Annotated in this window: 14 protein-coding genes; 3 read left to right on the top strand and 11 right to left on the bottom strand. The window is 55.0% G+C overall.

Annotated elements, in window-relative coordinates; all coding sequences use genetic code 11:
- Positions 1–2: 2 nt before the first annotated feature.
- The 11 genes from mraY to leuO form a co-directional block, all read right to left on the bottom strand.
- The gene (gene mraY, locus ABLV78_RS21045) at positions 3–1,085 is read right to left on the bottom strand and encodes a phospho-N-acetylmuramoyl-pentapeptide-transferase (RefSeq protein WP_004204335.1); all 1,083 of its coding nucleotides are present in this window, start codon (positions 1,083–1,085) and stop codon (positions 3–5) included.
- On the bottom strand, positions 1,079–2,437 hold the full coding sequence (gene murF, locus ABLV78_RS21050) for a UDP-N-acetylmuramoyl-tripeptide--D-alanyl-D-alanine ligase (RefSeq protein ID WP_047042690.1): 1,359 nt from the start codon (positions 2,435–2,437) through the stop codon (positions 1,079–1,081). The genes mraY and murF overlap by 7 nt, the downstream gene beginning before the upstream one ends.
- Positions 2,434–3,921: a UDP-N-acetylmuramoyl-L-alanyl-D-glutamate--2,6-diaminopimelate ligase gene (gene murE, locus ABLV78_RS21055; RefSeq protein WP_045376465.1), complete on the bottom strand. Its 1,488-nt coding sequence runs from the start codon at positions 3,919–3,921 to the stop codon at positions 2,434–2,436. Before murE ends, murF begins: the two co-directional genes overlap by 4 nt.
- Positions 3,908–5,674, bottom strand: a complete 1,767-nt coding sequence (gene ftsI, locus ABLV78_RS21060) for a peptidoglycan DD-transpeptidase PBP3 (protein WP_045390005.1) — start codon at positions 5,672–5,674, stop codon at positions 3,908–3,910. The genes murE and ftsI overlap by 14 nt, the downstream gene beginning before the upstream one ends.
- A gap of 15 nt (positions 5,675–5,689) precedes the next feature.
- The gene (gene ftsL / locus ABLV78_RS21065; RefSeq protein WP_015704398.1) at positions 5,690–6,055 is read right to left on the bottom strand and encodes a cell division protein FtsL; all 366 of its coding nucleotides are present in this window, start codon (positions 6,053–6,055) and stop codon (positions 5,690–5,692) included.
- The gene (rsmH, locus tag ABLV78_RS21070) at positions 6,052–6,993 is read right to left on the bottom strand and encodes a 16S rRNA (cytosine(1402)-N(4))-methyltransferase RsmH (RefSeq protein WP_015368254.1); all 942 of its coding nucleotides are present in this window, start codon (positions 6,991–6,993) and stop codon (positions 6,052–6,054) included. The genes ftsL and rsmH overlap by 4 nt, the downstream gene beginning before the upstream one ends.
- Before the next feature lies 1 nt (position 6,994).
- Positions 6,995–7,453 carry a division/cell wall cluster transcriptional repressor MraZ gene (gene mraZ / locus ABLV78_RS21075; RefSeq protein ID WP_015368255.1) on the bottom strand — a complete coding sequence of 153 codons (459 nt, stop codon included), beginning with the start codon at positions 7,451–7,453 and terminating at the stop codon, positions 6,995–6,997.
- 638 nt (positions 7,454–8,091) lie between these two features.
- Positions 8,092–9,096, bottom strand: a complete 1,005-nt coding sequence (gene cra, locus ABLV78_RS21080) for a catabolite repressor/activator (RefSeq protein WP_045390003.1) — start codon at positions 9,094–9,096, stop codon at positions 8,092–8,094.
- 197 nt (positions 9,097–9,293) lie between these two features.
- Positions 9,294–9,785 (bottom strand): acetolactate synthase small subunit, encoded by a 492-nt coding sequence (gene ilvN / locus ABLV78_RS21085; protein WP_015368257.1) that lies wholly within the window; start codon positions 9,783–9,785, stop codon positions 9,294–9,296.
- A 2-nt stretch (positions 9,786–9,787) separates the two neighbouring features.
- Positions 9,788–11,512: an acetolactate synthase 3 large subunit gene (gene ilvI / locus ABLV78_RS21090; protein ID WP_032706640.1), complete on the bottom strand. Its 1,725-nt coding sequence runs from the start codon at positions 11,510–11,512 to the stop codon at positions 9,788–9,790.
- Positions 11,513–11,902: 390 nt separating this feature from the next.
- A complete protein-coding gene (leuO, locus tag ABLV78_RS21095) occupies positions 11,903–12,871 on the bottom strand; it encodes a transcriptional regulator LeuO (protein ID WP_015368259.1) in 969 nt (322 codons plus the stop codon).
- Between the two features lie 603 nt (positions 12,872–13,474).
- Here leuO and leuL point away from each other — a divergent pair.
- The 3 genes from leuL (at position 13,475) to leuB (ending at position 16,317) form a co-directional block, all read left to right on the top strand.
- Positions 13,475–13,561: a leu operon leader peptide gene (gene leuL, locus ABLV78_RS21100; protein ID WP_020079614.1), complete on the top strand. Its 87-nt coding sequence runs from the start codon at positions 13,475–13,477 to the stop codon at positions 13,559–13,561.
- 93 nt (positions 13,562–13,654) lie between these two features.
- A complete protein-coding gene (gene leuA, locus ABLV78_RS21105) occupies positions 13,655–15,226 on the top strand; it encodes a 2-isopropylmalate synthase (RefSeq protein ID WP_015368261.1) in 1,572 nt (523 codons plus the stop codon).
- The gene (gene leuB / locus ABLV78_RS21110) at positions 15,226–16,317 is read left to right on the top strand and encodes a 3-isopropylmalate dehydrogenase (RefSeq protein ID WP_015368262.1); all 1,092 of its coding nucleotides are present in this window, start codon (positions 15,226–15,228) and stop codon (positions 16,315–16,317) included. The genes leuA and leuB overlap by 1 nt, the downstream gene beginning before the upstream one ends.
- Positions 16,318–16,319 lie beyond the last annotated feature (2 nt).

Genomic DNA, 16,319 nt, shown 5'->3' on the forward strand with positions numbered 1-16,319 from the left:
GATTAACGTACCTTCAGCGTCGCCAGGCCAATCAGCACCAGCATCAGCGAAATAATCCAGAAGCGCACGATAACGCGCGGTTCCGGCCAGCCTTTCAGTTCATAGTGGTGGTGAATCGGCGCCATACGGAAGATGCGCTGGCCGCGCAGCTTGAACGAGCCGACCTGCAGGATAACCGACAAGGTTTCCACGACGAAAACGCCGCCCATAATCACCAGCAGGAACTCCTGACGCAGCAGTACGGCGATAATGCCCAGCGCGCCGCCGAGCGCCAGCGAACCGACGTCACCCATAAAGACCTGCGCCGGGTAGGTGTTAAACCACAGGAAACCCAGGCCCGCGCCGACAATCGCCGTGCAGACGATAACCAGCTCGCCGGCGTGACGCAGATAAGGAATATGCAGGTAGTTGGCGAAGTTCATGTTACCGGTGGCCCACGCTACCAGCGCAAAGCCGGCGGCGACGAAGACGGTCGGCATAATCGCCAGGCCGTCGAGGCCGTCGGTGAGGTTGACCGCATTGCCGGTACCGACGATAACGAAGTAAGCCAGCAGGATGTAGAACAGTCCCAGCTGCGGCATCACGTCTTTAAAGAACGGCACTACCAGCTCGGTCGCCGGGGTGTCTTTCCCCGCCAGATACAGCGCGAACGCCACGCCCAGCGCGATTACCGACATCCAGAAATACTTCCAGCGGGCAATCAGGCCCTTGGTGTCTTTACGCACGACTTTACGGTAATCATCGACAAACCCGATGATGCCGTAGCCGATTAATACCGTCAGCACGCACCAGACGTATGGATTGGACGGATAAGCCCACAGCAGGACGGAAACAGTAATCGCGGTGAGGATCATAATCCCGCCCATGGTCGGGGTCCCGCGTTTGCTGAAGTGGGACTCCGGGCCGTCGTTACGAACGACCTGACCGAAAGACAGTTTTTGCAGACGGGCGATCATACGCGGGCCCATCCACAACGAGATGAACAGCGCGGTCAGCAGGCTGACGATGGCGCGAAACGTCAGATAGGAAAAGACGTTAAAGCCGGAATAATATTTGACCAGATGTTCGGCCAGCCATACTAACATGTCGCAATCTCCTGTAATGCGCGTACTACCTCTTCCATAGCGGCACTACGTGAACCCTTCACTAAAATGGTCATGATTTTATGCTCTGCCAGCAGCTCGCGCAGGCGAGCTACCACGGCGGCTTTATCGTTAAAATGTTCGCCCACGCCGCTGGCGCTGCTGATATCCGCGCTCAGTGAACCGACGCTGAGTACGCAATCCAGGCCCGCCGCTTTCGCCGCTTCGCCCACTTCGCGATGACAGGCCGCGCTTTCCGCGCCGAGTTCAGCCATATCGCCGACCACCATCGCCCGGAAGCCCGGCATTTCCGCCAGCACCTGTACCGCGGCGGTCATCGAACCGACGTTGGCGTTGTAGGAGTCATCCAGCAGCAGCTGGTTTTCCGCCAGTTGGATCGGGAACAGACGTCCCGGCACCGCTTGCAGCTGCGCCAGTCCAGCTTTCACCGCGGCCAGATCGGCGCCTACCGCCATCGCCAGCGAAGTTGCCGCCAGCGCGTTAGCGATGTTATGGCGCCCCGGCAGCGGCAGCAGTACGTCGACGTTGCCGAACGGGGTCCGCAGCGTAAATTCGGTGCCATGACTGGTGATATGAACATTGGTCGCCGTGAAGTCGCTGTTCGCCGCGTTCGGCGAGAAGCGCCACACTTTGCGATCGCCAATCACGCTCTGCCAGTTCAGCCAGTCGTTATTGTCGGCATTCAAAATCGCGATGCCGTTTTGCGGCAGGCCGGTGAAGATTTCGCCCTTGGCTTTTGCCACGCCCGCCAGCGAGCCGAAGCCTTCGAGGTGCGCGGCGGCGAGGTTGTTGACCAGCGCCGCTTCCGGACGCGTCAGGCTGACGGTCCAGGCGATTTCGCCCTGGTGGTTGGCGCCAAGTTCAATCACCGCATACTGGTGATCTTTGTTCAGACGCAGCAGCGTCATCGGTACCCCGATATCGTTATTCAGGTTACCGGCGGTATACAGCGTATTACCGCACTGGCTGAGGATCACCGCGGTCATCTCTTTGACCGAGGTCTTACCGGACGAACCGGTGAGCGCAACGACGCGGGTCGGCACCTGCTGACGCACCCAGGCCGCTAACTCGCCAAAAGCCAGACGGGTATCTTTCACCACCACCTGCGGTAAATCGCAGGCCAGTTGGCGGCTAACCAGCAGCGCGCCTGCGCCCGCCGCTTTCGCTTGTTCGGCAAAATCATGCGCGTCGAAACGCTCGCCTTTCAGCGCCACAAACAGGCAACCCGCCGTGACTTTGCGGGTATCGGACGTCACGTCATCGATAGCGATATCGCTACCCTGCAGTTCGCCGCGGGTGATATCGGCGAGCTGGCTTAATGTAAAGCGAATCATGCTACCGCTCCCAGCAGACGCGCGACGGTAACGCGGTCGGAGTAATCCAGACGGCGGTTGCCGACTATCTGATAGTCTTCGTGGCCTTTGCCCGCGACCAGCACAACGTCGTTCGCTTTCGCCTGCATCACCGCGCTGGTCACCGCTTCCGCGCGGCCTTCCATCACCTTCACCTGCCCGGCATCAAGCATGCCGGCCAGAATGTCGTTAATAATCGCCCGCGGCTCTTCGGTACGCGGGTTATCGTCGGTAACGACCACGATATCGGCAAACTCTTCCGCGATAGCGCCCATCAGCGGGCGTTTGCCCTTGTCGCGGTCGCCGCCGCAGCCGAAGACGCACCACAGCTTGCCGCTACAGTGCAGACGCGCGGCCTGCAGCGCTTTTTCCAGCGCGTCAGGCGTATGGGCGTAATCGACCACCACGGTCGGTTTGCCCGGCGCGCTGAACACTTCCATGCGGCCGCACACCGGCTGTAAACGCGAAGAGGTTTTCAATAGGTCCGCCAGCGGATAGCCCAGCGCCAGCAGCGTCGCCAGCGCCAGCAGCAGGTTGCTGACGTTAAAGGCGCCCATCAGGCGGCTTTCGATTTCGCCCTTGCCCCAGCTCGAGTCAAACTGAATGGTCGCGCCGCTGTCGTGATAGTTGACCGCGGTCGCCTTCAGCCAGCGGCCGTGGCAGTTCGGATTGATATGATCTTCCATCGACACCGCCACCGCATCCGGCAGTTTCGCCAGCCAGCGACGCCCCACTTCATCGTCGGCGTTGACGATGGCCTGGCCGCAATGGTGGGTGGAATAGAGCAGCCATTTCGCCGCTTCGTAATGTTCCATGTCGCCATGGTAGTCGAGGTGGTCACGGCTCAGGTTGGTAAACACCGAGGCGGCAAACTGCAGCGCCGCCACGCGGTGCTGAACCAGCCCGTGAGAAGAGACTTCCATCGCGCCGAAAGTCGCCCCCTGCCCTACCAGACCGGAAAGCACGTGCTGAACATCAACCGCAGAGCCGGTGGTGTTTTCGGTTGGCACCACTTTATCCAGCAGGCCGTTACCGACGGTACCCATCACCGCGCTGGTTTCGCCGAGCAGTTTCGCCCACTGCGCAAGCAGTTGAGTCGTGGTGGTTTTACCGTTAGTACCGGTGACGCCCACCAGGCGCATCTGCTGCGAAGGTTGATGATAAAAACGCCCGGCCAGCGCGGATAACCGCTCGTTCAGTTGGCTAAGGTAGATGACCGGCACGCCGTGCATCTCGCGAACTTCGCCGTCTGCGGCCTCGCCCTGCGCCTCAGCAATAATGGCAGCAACACCTTGCGCTATCGCCTGCGGGATATAACGACGCCCGTCCGCCTGATGACCCTGTACCGCGACAAAGAGGTCGCCGGACGCCGCCACGCGGCTGTCCAGCGTCATCTCTCGCAGAATTCGCTCCGGCGCATTTGGCACCCACGGAGCGAGAAGGTCGCGCAAATTACGATCTGCCACCTGTTCCCTCGCCTTGATTAATCACAAATTCACTTTTTTCGCCCGTTGCCAGCGCATCCGGTTCGATGTTCATGGTGCGCAGTACGCCGCCCATGATGGCACCGAATACCGGCGCGGAAACGGCGCCACCGTAGTATTTACCTGCCTGCGGGTCGTTGATCACCACCACCAGCGCGAAACGCGGGTGGCTGGCGGGCGCAACGCCTGCGGTGTAAGCAATATATTTGTTGATGTAGCGGCCATCCGGCCCCACTTTTTTCGCCGTACCGGTTTTAATGGCGATGCGATAGCCTTTAATCGCCGCTTTCACGCCGCCGCCGCCGGGAAGCGCCACGCTTTCCATCATGTGAACGACGGTACGAACGAGCGAGTCCGGGAACACGCGCTCGCCCGGAACCGGTGGATCAACTTTGGTAATCGACAGCGGGCGATAGATGCCATAGCTGCCAATCGTTGCGTAGACTCGCGCTAACTGTAACGGAGTTACCATTAGCCCGTAGCCGAAAGAAAAGGTGGCCCTCTCTATGTCAGACCACCGTTGTTTTTGAGGATATAAGCCACTGCGTTCTCCGACCAACCCCAAATTGGTCGCCTTTCCAAGCCCAAAACGTGAGTAAGTATCTACTAACGCTGAGGACGGCATCGCTAACGCCAGCTTAGAAACGCCGACGTTACTCGACTTCTGTAGCACCCCGGTCAGGGTCAATTCGCTGTAGCGCGCCACGTCTTTGATTTCGTGGCCGTTAATTCGATATGGAATGGTATTCAGCACGGTATTTTCATTGACGATGCCGCGCTGCAGCGCCGTCATCACCACCATCGGCTTCACCGTTGAACCCGGTTCAAATACGTCGGTGATGGCGCGGTTACGCATGGTATCTTTGGAGGTACCCGCGAAATTATTTGGGTTGTACGACGGGCTATTCGCCATCGCCAGCACTTCACCGGTGTTGACGTCAACCAAAACGGCGGTGCCTGATTCCGCTTTGTTGAACGCCACCGCATTATTCAGTTCGCGATATACCAGCGCCTGCAGGCGCTCGTCGATGCTCAACGCGAGGTTATGCGCCGCCTGGCTGTCGGTGGAAGAAATGTCTTCAATCACGCGGCCATAGCGGTCTTTACGCACGATACGTTCGCCCGGCTGACCGGTCAGCCATTTATCAAAGCTTTTCTCAACCCCTTCAATCCCCTGGCTATCGACGTTGGTGAAGCCAATGAGGTGAGCGGTTACTTCGCCTGACGGATAATAACGGCGAGACTCCTCGCGCAGATGGATCCCCGGCAGCTTCAGTTTTCTGATGTAGTCGGCCATGTCAGGGTTCACCTGACGCGCCAGATAGATAAAACGCATCCGCGGGTTGCTGTTGATGCGCGATGCCAGCTGATCCAGCGGCATGTTCAGCGCATCGGCTAGCGCTTTCCAGCGGTTATCGAGCGTCACACCGCCCGCATCATGCAGCTCTTTCGGGTCGGCCCAAATCGCTTTTACCGGAACGCTGACCGCCAGCGGGCGGCCGGAGCGGTCGGTAATCATGCCGCGCGCGGTGGAGACTTCCTGTACGCGCAGGGAACGCATATCCCCCTGACGCACCAGCATGTCCGGGCTGACAACCTGCAGCCACGCGACGCGGCCAAGCAGGAAGGCGAGAGCGATTAAAATACATCCGCACAGCAACGCAAAACGCCAACTGATAAAGTTGGCCTGTTCTTCCTGACGTTTTGCTTTTGGCGTTTTCGGCGCTGCTTTCATGCGTCGCAATAATCCTTATTTCTGTACCACTATATTTTCTTGTGATGGATCAACGTGTTGCATCTGCAACTTCTCTGTCGCGATCCGTTCAACCCGACTGTGATCGCCAAGGGCGTTCTCTTCGAGGATCAGGTTGCGCCATTCAATATCCAGAGCGTCACGCTCCAGAACTAATTGTTCACGCTGCGCGGTTAACAGACGGGTATGGTGCGCCGTCGTCACCACGGTCACTGCCGTTATGATGATGCAAATGAACAGGCAGAGTGGCAGCTTCCCAAACCGCAGAAGATCGTCCCCGATGACGCCAGGCAAGGCATGGCGCTCGTTGCTTCCTAACGATCCTTTAACTTTGCTTAAGGCTACTGTCACTCTGCCGATCATGCGTTCGTCCTCTCTGCGATACGCAGCACTGAACTACGGGCGCGTGGATTCTCTGCCACCTCTTCTTCGCCCGGCATCAACTTGCCTAGTGCTCGCAACTGACGGCCGCCCAGTTTCCTGAGCTGCTCTTCAGTCATCGGGATCCCTGCTGGAACCTGCGGACCGCGGCTTTGCTCACGCATAAAGCGCTTCACAATGCGGTCTTCCAGCGAATGGAAACTGATAATCGACAGCCGACCACCGGGGGCCAGCACGCCGAGCGAGCTTTTTAGCGCCTGCTCTATCTCCTCCAGTTCACTGTTCACCCAGATGCGCACCGCCTGGAAGGTACGGGTCGCGGGATGTTTGTGCTTATCTTTCACCGGCGTCGCCGCCGCGATAACTTCCGCCAGCTCTTTGGTACGGGTCATCGGCTCAATGCGGTTACGCTCAACGATCGCGCGCGCGATACGTTTACCGAAACGCTCCTCGCCAAAGGTTTTGATGACCCAGGCGATGTCGGCTTCTTCGGCGGTCTGTAACCATTCGGCGGCGGACTGACCGCGAGTCGGATCCATGCGCATGTCCAGCGGACCATCGCGCATAAAGGAGAACCCGCGTTCCGCGTCGTCCAGCTGCGGTGAAGAAACGCCAAGATCGAGAAGGATACCGTCGATCTTGCCGGTAAGATTGCGCTCGGCGACGTAGTCAGCCAGCTGCGAGAAAGGACCATGTACGATGGAAAAGCGTGGGTCATCGATGGTTTGCGCAACGGCAATAGCCGTCGGGTCGCGATCGATTGCCAGCAGGCGCCCTTCCGCCCCCAGTTGGGAGAGGATCAGACGCGAGTGACCACCGCGGCCAAAGGTTCCATCAATGTAGATACCATTTGGACGAATATTCAGGCCGTTAACGGCTTCATCCAGAAGTACCGTAGTGTGTTTAAAATTTTCCATCATTTTATAAAGACAAATCCTGCAGGCGCTCCGACAGTTCACCGGTAGCGGACTGCTCAGCGTCGATATCTTCCTTGACCCGTTGATACCAGGTCGTTTCATCCCACAGTTCAAATTTATTAAACTGTCCGACCAGCATCACTTCTTTTGTCAGCCCGGCATGTTGCCGCAGCACCGGCGCGATTAGCAATCGTCCGGCGCTATCCATCTGACATTCGCTGGCATGCCCCAAAAGCAGGCGCTGTACGCGCCGCTCAACGGGATTCATGCTCGACAAACGCGACAATTTTTGCTCGATGATTTCCCATTCAGGCAAAGGATAAAGCAGCAGGCACGGGTGATGAATGTCAATGGTGCACACCATTTGACCAGAAGCATCCTCGATCAGCCCGTCGCGGTAGCGCGTCGGTACGGCCAAACGGCCTTTACTGTCGAGATTGACTAACGTTGCTCCACGGAACATGCCAGCCTCACCCCTTTTCGCCACTTTACCCCACAAATTCCCACCTAAAGGAGTTTACGGAGCGGAGGAAAAGCTTGTCAAGCCAGCACTAATGCCAACGGAGCGCAAAAACCCATTATTTACAGCCGATATTAGCCCTGATGAATAAATCACCAACAAACGAGGCAAATTAACGTTATGAATACGTGTAAGAAAATAACCAACAAACTCGTAACAGTTAAAAGCGACAAAATATCTTCAGCGGGAAAATATAAAGTGTCAGTTTGCGACGCGAGCGGCATTTTAGGCCATTCTGATGTCCGTTAACAGTGCCTGTTGTGGACGGAGAAGCACTTGTGCCGCGGCCTGACGCTCTCAGATGCGATGAAGGTAGGATAAAGCGATTGTTAATTCAGCAATTATTCCGATGAATGTAACAAAATAATACTAACAAAGGGTATTGCGCATTTTCTTGCACCATTTGGATACAAAAAAATCTTTCTCAGGAATAAAACAAAATAAGGCGTAAAGAAGTTTAGGGATTTGTCTGAAAGCGAATAGATTTACGAATCTCTACGTAAATTGTATGGAATATCGCCAGATGCTAATCCATCTGGCGAATAACCTACGAAGAATCTTAACCTTTTTTCGCTAATGGATCAGCGGCGATTCAAACTTCCGCGATGATAAAGGTTACGACGAATACGGCTTAAGCCTGGTTTTGGCTTACGCGGTTCATCCAGGCTTGCCAGTACAATCTCTAAAACACGCTCGGCAACGTCGCGGTGACGCTGCGCGACCGCCAGCACCGGACACTGCAGGAAATCGAGCAGTTCGTTATCGCCGAAGGTGGCGATGGCGAGTTCGGATGGCAGTTTGCCTTCACGGCGCAGCGTGACGTCCATCACTCCCTGCAGCAGCGGGAAAGAGGTGGTGAACAGCAGTTGCGGCATCGGATGCGTTTCCAGCCATTTCTCGAAAAGATGGGCCGCAGCTTCGCGTTCGTAGCTGTTGGCATACAGGAAGTTCACTTCCCGCGGATCATCCTTCCACGCCGAACGGAACCCCTGCTCACGCAGGAAACTCACCGACAGTTCCGGCAGCGCTCCCAGATACAGCACATTGTCGCCGGGGAATTTGCGCAGCTCGGCAGCGAGCATTTCGGCGTCGTCCTGGTCCGCACCGACGACGCTGGTAAAGTGTTCACGATCGAGCGCGCGGTCAAGCGCGACAATTGGGAAGGGATCGTTCGCCCAGCGCTGATAAAACGGGTGCTCCGGCGGCAGCGAAGTCGATACAATAATCGCGTCCACCTGACGCTGCAACAGATGCTCAATGCAGCGCATTTCGTTGTCCGGCTGATCTTCCGAGCAGGCGATCAGCAACTGGTAGCCGCGCTGACGCGCCTGACGCTCCAGGTAGTTCGCAATACGGGTATAACTGGTATTTTCGAGATCCGGGATTACCAGACCAATTGAACGCGTGCGTCCTGCGCGCAGGCCAGCAGCGACCGCATTCGGGTGGTAGTTATGCTCGCGCACCACCGCCATCACCTTCTCGACCGTTTTATCGCTGACGCGATACTGCTTCGCTTTGCCATTAATCACATAGCTCGCGGTGGTTCTTGAAACACCGGCCAGCCGGGCGATTTCATCCAGTTTCACAATTGCCCCTTGGGTAAGAAGTACAAAAAACAACCATTAAATAGATATACTCATTAGAGTATAGAGATCCATTTTTATAACATCTAAACGCAGAATAGTTAGCGCGGCAACCGCTTTCGTCCACAGTTCCTACGGAATTCGCAAAAAAATAACCCGACAGTTTGTGTCGGGCTATTTTTACGTCATTTTTTCAGCGTTTAGCGCATAATTTTATCGCCACGCGACAGGCCGACGACACCGGAGCGCGCCACTTCAACAATGCGCGCGACGTCGCGCAAGGAGGCCAGGAAGGCATCCAGCTTATCGCTGGTTCCTGCCAGCTGCACGGTATAGATAGAAGGCGTCACATCAATAATCTGCCCGCGAAATATCTCGGTGTTGCGTTTCACCTCTTCACGGCCATAACCGCTGGCCTGCACTTTAACCAGCATGATTTCACGCTCGACGTGGGAGCCCTGGCCCAGTTCGCTGACCCGCAGCACATCCACCAGCTTATGTAACTGCTTTTCGATCTGCTCAATCGCTTTCTCGTCGCCCACCGTCTGGATGGTCATGCGGGACAGCGTCGGATCGTCGGTTGGCGCTACCGTCAGGCTTTCAATATTGTAGCCGCGCTGCGAAAAGAGGCCGATCACCCGGGATAATGCCCCCGATTCGTTCTCCAGTAATACAGATAATATCCGGCGCATAATCAGGTTCTCTCCGTTTTGCTCAACCACATTTCGTCCATGCCGCCGCCGCGGATCTGCATGGGGTAAACATGCTCGCTACCATCAACCGTAACATCAACGAACACCAGACGGTTATTACGCACCTGCTCCAGCGCTTCCGCCAGTTTAGCTTCCAGCTCTTGCGGCTCGCTGATGCGAATACCGACGTGGCCATACGCCTCGGCGACGCGCACGAAGTCCGGCAGCGATTCCATGTAGGACTGCGAATGGCGGCCGGAATAGAGCATATCCTGCCACTGCTTCACCATCCCGAGGTAACGGTTATTCAGGTTCAACACCAGCACAGGTAGTTCATACTGCAGGGCGGTGGAAAGCTCCTGAATGTTCATCTGGATGCTGCCGTCTCCGGTCACGCAGATGACGGTTTCTTGCGGTAGCGCCATCTTCACGCCCAGCGCCGCAGGCAGGCCAAAGCCCATCGTGCCGAGGCCGCCGGAATTAATCCAACGTCTTGGTTTATCGAATGGATAATAGAGCGCGGCGAACATTTGATGCTGGCCAACGTCGGAGGTCACGTAAGCATCACCGTTGGTCAGGCGCCAGATAGCCTCGATTACCGCCTGTGGTTTAATCTTGCCGCTTTGCGTGTCGTATTGCAGACAATGACGGGAACGCCACTGTTCGATCTGCTGCCACCAGTCGCGGATCTCATCCAGCGGCTGCTGGCTCTCTTCCTGCTCAAGCAGATCAAACATCTGGTCGAGCACCTGCCGCGCGTCGCCAACGATCGGCACATCCGCAGGGACGGTCTTGGAGATCGACGTAGGATCGATATCAATATGCAGCACCGTGGCGTTCGGGCAATACTTAGCCAAATTGTTGGTGGTGCGATCGTCAAAGCGTACGCCGACTGCAAAAATAACGTCGGAATGATGCATGGTCATGTTGGCTTCATAGGTGCCGTGCATCCCCAGCATGCCAAGCGCCTGCTGATGAGTCGCCGGAAAAGCGCCTAAGCCCATTAATGAAGAGACAACCGGTAACTTCAACTTTTCGACCAAGGTACGCAGCTGTGCTTCGCACTGCGAATTGATCGCCCCGCCACCGACGTATACGACCGGTTTTTTCGCCGCCACCAGCGTTTGCAACGCACGTTTGATCTGACCTTTATGCCCGCTGGTTGTCGGGTTGTAAGAACGCATGCTGACCGCATCCGGCCAAACGTAAGGCAGCTTTTTCGCCGGATTAAGAATATCCTTCGGCAAATCGACCACTACCGGCCCCGGTCGGCCGCTAGCCGCCAGCCAGAACGCTTTCTTTAAAATGCCGGGAATATCTTCAGTCTGTTTCACCAGGAAGCTGTGTTTGACCACCGGGCGCGAGATACCGACCATATCGCACTCCTGGAAGGCATCGTAGCCAATCAGCGAGGTGGCGACCTGCCCGGAAAGAATAACCAGCGGAATAGAATCCATGTAAGCCGTTGCGATACCGGTAATAGCGTTAGTCGCTCCCGGGCCGGAGGTCACCAACACCACCCCGACTTCGCCGGTCGCGCGCGCCAGCCCGTCAGCCATATGCACCGCCGCCTGCTCATGGCGCACCAGCACATGGTCTATGCCGCCGAGGGTATGTAATGCATCGTAGATATCGAGGACCGCGCCTCCGGGATAGCCGAATACTTGCTTGACGCCCTGATCGACAAGCGATTGGACGACCATCTCGGCTCCTGACAACATCTCCATGGTTTGCCTCCAGGCTTTTTGTTTTCACGACGGCGGAAGTCATTTTCCGCGCGCGTCGTATGATGCGCCGCCATCGGCAGCGCATTGAAGTGAACAACTTGCTGTGCATTACCATAACTGCTCGCCAACAGGCAGGCAATTCGCCTGGCGGCGCCTGGAGCGGGTCTCAAAAGCAGAAAAGAAAGCATATGGAGAAATATATGGAGGATTGCTTCAGGAATAGAAAAATGAGAAAGCCAATACTCGGGGAAAATGGCTTACGGCAGAAAATCATCCATTTTTCACCGTCGGGTTGCGAGAACCCGCGGTGATAAACAGAATAATATTCTGCTTTTTTAATGTTTACTCAGATAAGCTGGAACTTACGCTCCCCTTTGTGGATGAGGACAATTAGCGCTGGCAGATATTCGCCAGTAACTCTTCCATCCATTGATGGCCTTTATCACGACCGGCCGCTTCGTGCCATGAAAGGAAGCAGGTGCGGCTATTTACCTTCAGCGGCAGCGGTAATATCTGCAGGTCTAATTTATCCGCGAATTCATTGGCTAACCAGCGTGGCGCTATCGCCACCATGTGGGTTTGCGAAACCACGTTTAATACGCTAACCATGGCATTACCCTGATAGGCAATGCAGGATTGTTTATCCACGGAGTCATACCACGGCTGGCTAAATGAAGCATAACGATCCAATGCGACGACCGCGTGCTCTTCCTGATAAATATCCGCTTCCGTTAACGGCCCGGAAATACGCGGATGTTTACGGCTGGCAACCAGAACCATTTCATCTTTGAATAAAGGTATGCAGGCGAATTCCGGACGACGGAACTCTTCATAGCCGATAACAAATTCAATTTCCTGATAACGCAGCTGATGTTCGGTGTTTTGATGTAGCGCTGATTTAAAGACCAGATGAATATTTGGCGCGATTTCACCAACTTTATTAAATATTAGCGAGGTTAAGTAATTATCCAATGGGCTACAAACGCAGAGGTTAAATACGCGCTCGCTGCTCAGTGGTTCAAAGCCGGAACCCGGCAGCTCATTTTGCACCAGTTGCAATGCCTGGCGTACCGAGCCGAACAGCTGATAGGCCCGCGCCGTTGGCTGAATGCCGCGCCCATAGCGAACAAACAGTTCATCATTAAACATCACCTTAAGGCGAGAGACCGCGTTACTCACCGCCGGTTGGGACATCCCGAGAGTATGGGCCGCACGGGTAATATTTTGTTCCTGCATCACCGCATCAAACACGGTCAGCAGGTTGAGATCCACCATCCGCAGTTGTGGTTTAACGACTTCCTGTCCCGGGGCTGATTTATATTCAGTATTTTCAATTAACATATCTAACTCCACCGTCACGCTAAATTCCTTTTACCAAAGTGCAGTAATTAATTAAGACAATATCATTTATCATGCATATTAAATCTGCAAAAGGGCAAAATGGAATTTTAGGAATATATCAAGGTTATGAGTAGCGACGAAAAACCTCACAGGACATCACCGGAACCCGCCTAAAACATATCATTTACTTGATGATATAAAGTGTACCCATAGATCACAGGAATAAACAACACCACTATTAGTTAATTACAATTTAAGTATCAATTAACTATCTAGTTTATCCCTGCGATTAATTAACACTTTGTTATCCTTCCTTTTGTCTAAACCCCTCAAAATCAGCGATGAGAATACCATTAATCTCTTATCTTTCATTAAGATAACAATGGAACCCTCTCTCATATTTTTCATCCCCTTTATGATAAAAAATTTTTCTAATTGTTTTATTTTTCCAGGGGCAGATGAATGTCTCAAATAGGATCGTCGGTAAAACAAGGGATAATCCAGCACAATTAGCTAATTCACCAGGCTGGTGAAAAACAGTTTTTATCTTGCCTGGGGTTGACATCAAAACCGCTATCCAGTAACTCTAAAAGCATATCGATTTCAACTGGAGTATGACGCATGATTCGCACCACTCGTTTCACCAGCCTACTACTACTAAACGCATCCATTGTGCGCGGTAGGCTGTTGGGCGACGTTCAGCGTTAAGTCATCTTCCAGCAAGACACTAAACCCGCGCCATTGCGCGGGTTTTTTTATGCTCGAAGCAAGGCGCCAGGCAACAGATTAAGGATCTAAACCATGAGCCAGCAAGTCATTATTTTCGATACGACCTTACGTGATGGGGAACAAGCGTTACAGGCCAGCCTGAGCGTGAAAGAGAAGCTGCAGATAGCCATGGCCCTCGAACGTATGGGCGTCGATGTGATGGAAGTCGGTTTCCCGGTTTCTTCCCCAGGCGATTTTGAATCGGTGCAGACCATCGCGCGCACTATCAAAAATAGCCGCGTGTGCGCGCTGGCTCGCTGCGTTGAGAAAGATATCGACGTGGCGGCGGAATCCTTAAAAGTGGCCGAAGCGTTCCGCATCCACACCTTCATCGCAACGTCTCCGATGCATATCGCCACCAAGTTGCGCAGTACGCTGGATGAAGTCATTGAGCGCGCTATTTACATGGTGAAACGCGCACGTAACTATACCGATGACGTCGAATTTTCCTGTGAAGACGCAGGTCGTACGCCGATCGACGATCTGGCTCGCGTCGTCGAAGCGGCTATCCGCGCCGGCGCCACGACCATTAATATCCCGGATACCGTCGGCTACACCATGCCTTTCGAATACGCCAACATCATCAGCGGTCTGTATGAACGCGTACCAAACATTGATAAAGCGATTATTTCAGTCCACACCCATGATGATTTAGGCATCGCCGTCGGTAACGCCCTCGCCGCCGTCCACGCTGGCGCGCGTCAGGTAGAAGGCGCGATGAACGGTATCGGCGAACGCGCCGGTAACTGCGCGCTGGAAGAGGTGATCATGGCGATCAAAGTGCGCAAAGACATTATGAACGTGCACACCAACATCAATCACCACGAAATCTGGCGTACCAGCCAGACCGTCAGCCAAATCTGCAATATGCCTATCCCGGCTAACAAAGCCATCGTCGGCACCGGCGCCTTCGCCCACTCTTCCGGTATTCATCAGGATGGCGTGCTGAAGAACCGCGAAAACTACGAAATCATGACCCCGGAATCCATCGGCCTGAACCAGGTACAGCTGAACCTGACTTCACGCTCCGGTCGCGCGGCGGTGAAACACCGTATGGAAGAGATGGGCTATAAAGAGAGCGACTACAACCTGGATCATCTGTATGACGCGTTCCTGAAGCTGGCGGATAAAAAAGGCCAGGTCTTCGACTACGACCTGGAAGCGCTGGCGTTCATCAATAAGCAGCAGGAAGAGCCAGAGCATTTCCGTCTCGACTACTTCAGCGTCCAGTCTGGCTCGAGCGATATCGCTACCGCCTCTATCAAGCTGGCCTGCGGTGATGACATCAAAACCGAAGCCGCCAACGGCAACGGCCCGGTTGACGCTATCTACCAGGCTATTAACCGCGTGACGGACTACAACATCGACTTAGTGAAGTATGGCTTAAGCGCCAAAGGTCACGGCAAAGATGCGCTGGGTCAGGTTGATATCGTCGTGGAATACAACGGTCGCCGCTTCCACGGCGTCGGCCTGGCGACCGATATCGTCGAATCGTCAGCAAAAGCGATGGTACACGTGCTGAACAACATCTGGCGCGCCGCCGAAGTCGAAAAAGAATTGCAACGCCAAGCTCAGAATAAAGAAAACAACAAGGAAACCGTGTAATGTCGAAGAATTATCATATTGCCGTTTTGCCGGGTGATGGAATTGGCCCGGAAGTGATGAACCAGGCGATGAAAGTACTGGAAGCCGTTCGTAACCGTTTTTCAATGCGTATCACCACCAGCCAGTACGACGTTGGCGGCATCGCCATCGACCGTCAGGGCATGCCGCTGCCGCAAGCCACCGTTGATGGCTGCGAGCAGGCAGACGCGATTCTGTTCGGTTCCGTCGGCGGTCCGAAGTGGGAACATCTGCCGCCGGCCGAACAGCCAGAACGCGGCGCGCTGCTGCCGCTGCGTAAGCACTTCAAATTATTCAGCAACCTGCGCCCGGCTAAACTGTATCAGGGGCTGGAAGCGTTCTGCCCGCTGCGCGCCGATATCGCCGCCAACGGCTTCGACATTCTGTGCGTGCGCGAACTGACCGGCGGCATCTACTTTGGTCAGCCGAAGGGCCGCGAAGGCAGCGGCCAGCATGAAAAAGCTTTCGATACTGAGGTATACCACCGCTTTGAAATCGAGCGTATCGCGCGTATTGCCTTTGAATCAGCGCGCAAGCGTCGTCATAAAGTGACGTCAATCGATAAAGCCAACGTCCTGCAGTCTTCTATCTTGTGGCGCGAAATCGTCAACGAGATTGGCAAAGAGTATCCGGATGTCGAGCTGGCGCATATGTATATCGATAATGCCACCATGCAGCTTATCAAAGATCCGTCGCAGTTCGACGTCCTGCTGTGCTCGAACCTGTTTGGCGACATCCTGTCCGACGAGTGCGCGATGATCACCGGCTCTATGGGCATGTTGCCGTCCGCCAGCCTCAACGAGCAAGGTTTTGGCCTGTATGAACCAGCGGGCGGCTCGGCGCCGGACATCGCGGGCAAAAATATCGCCAACCCGATTGCGCAAATCCTGTCGCTGGCGCTGCTGCTGCGCTATAGCCTGGATGCCGGCGACGCGGCGAGCGCCATTGAACGCGCTATCAACCGCGCGTTAGAAGAAGGCATTCGTACCGGCGACTTAGCGCGCGGTACGGCGGCGGTCAGTACAGATGAAATGGGCGATATCATTGCCCGCTATGTCGCGGAAGGGGTGTAATC

Source organism: Klebsiella sp. CN_Kp075, assembly GCF_040065055.2.
GTDB classification, from domain to species: Bacteria; Pseudomonadota; Gammaproteobacteria; order Enterobacterales; family Enterobacteriaceae; genus Klebsiella; species Klebsiella aerogenes.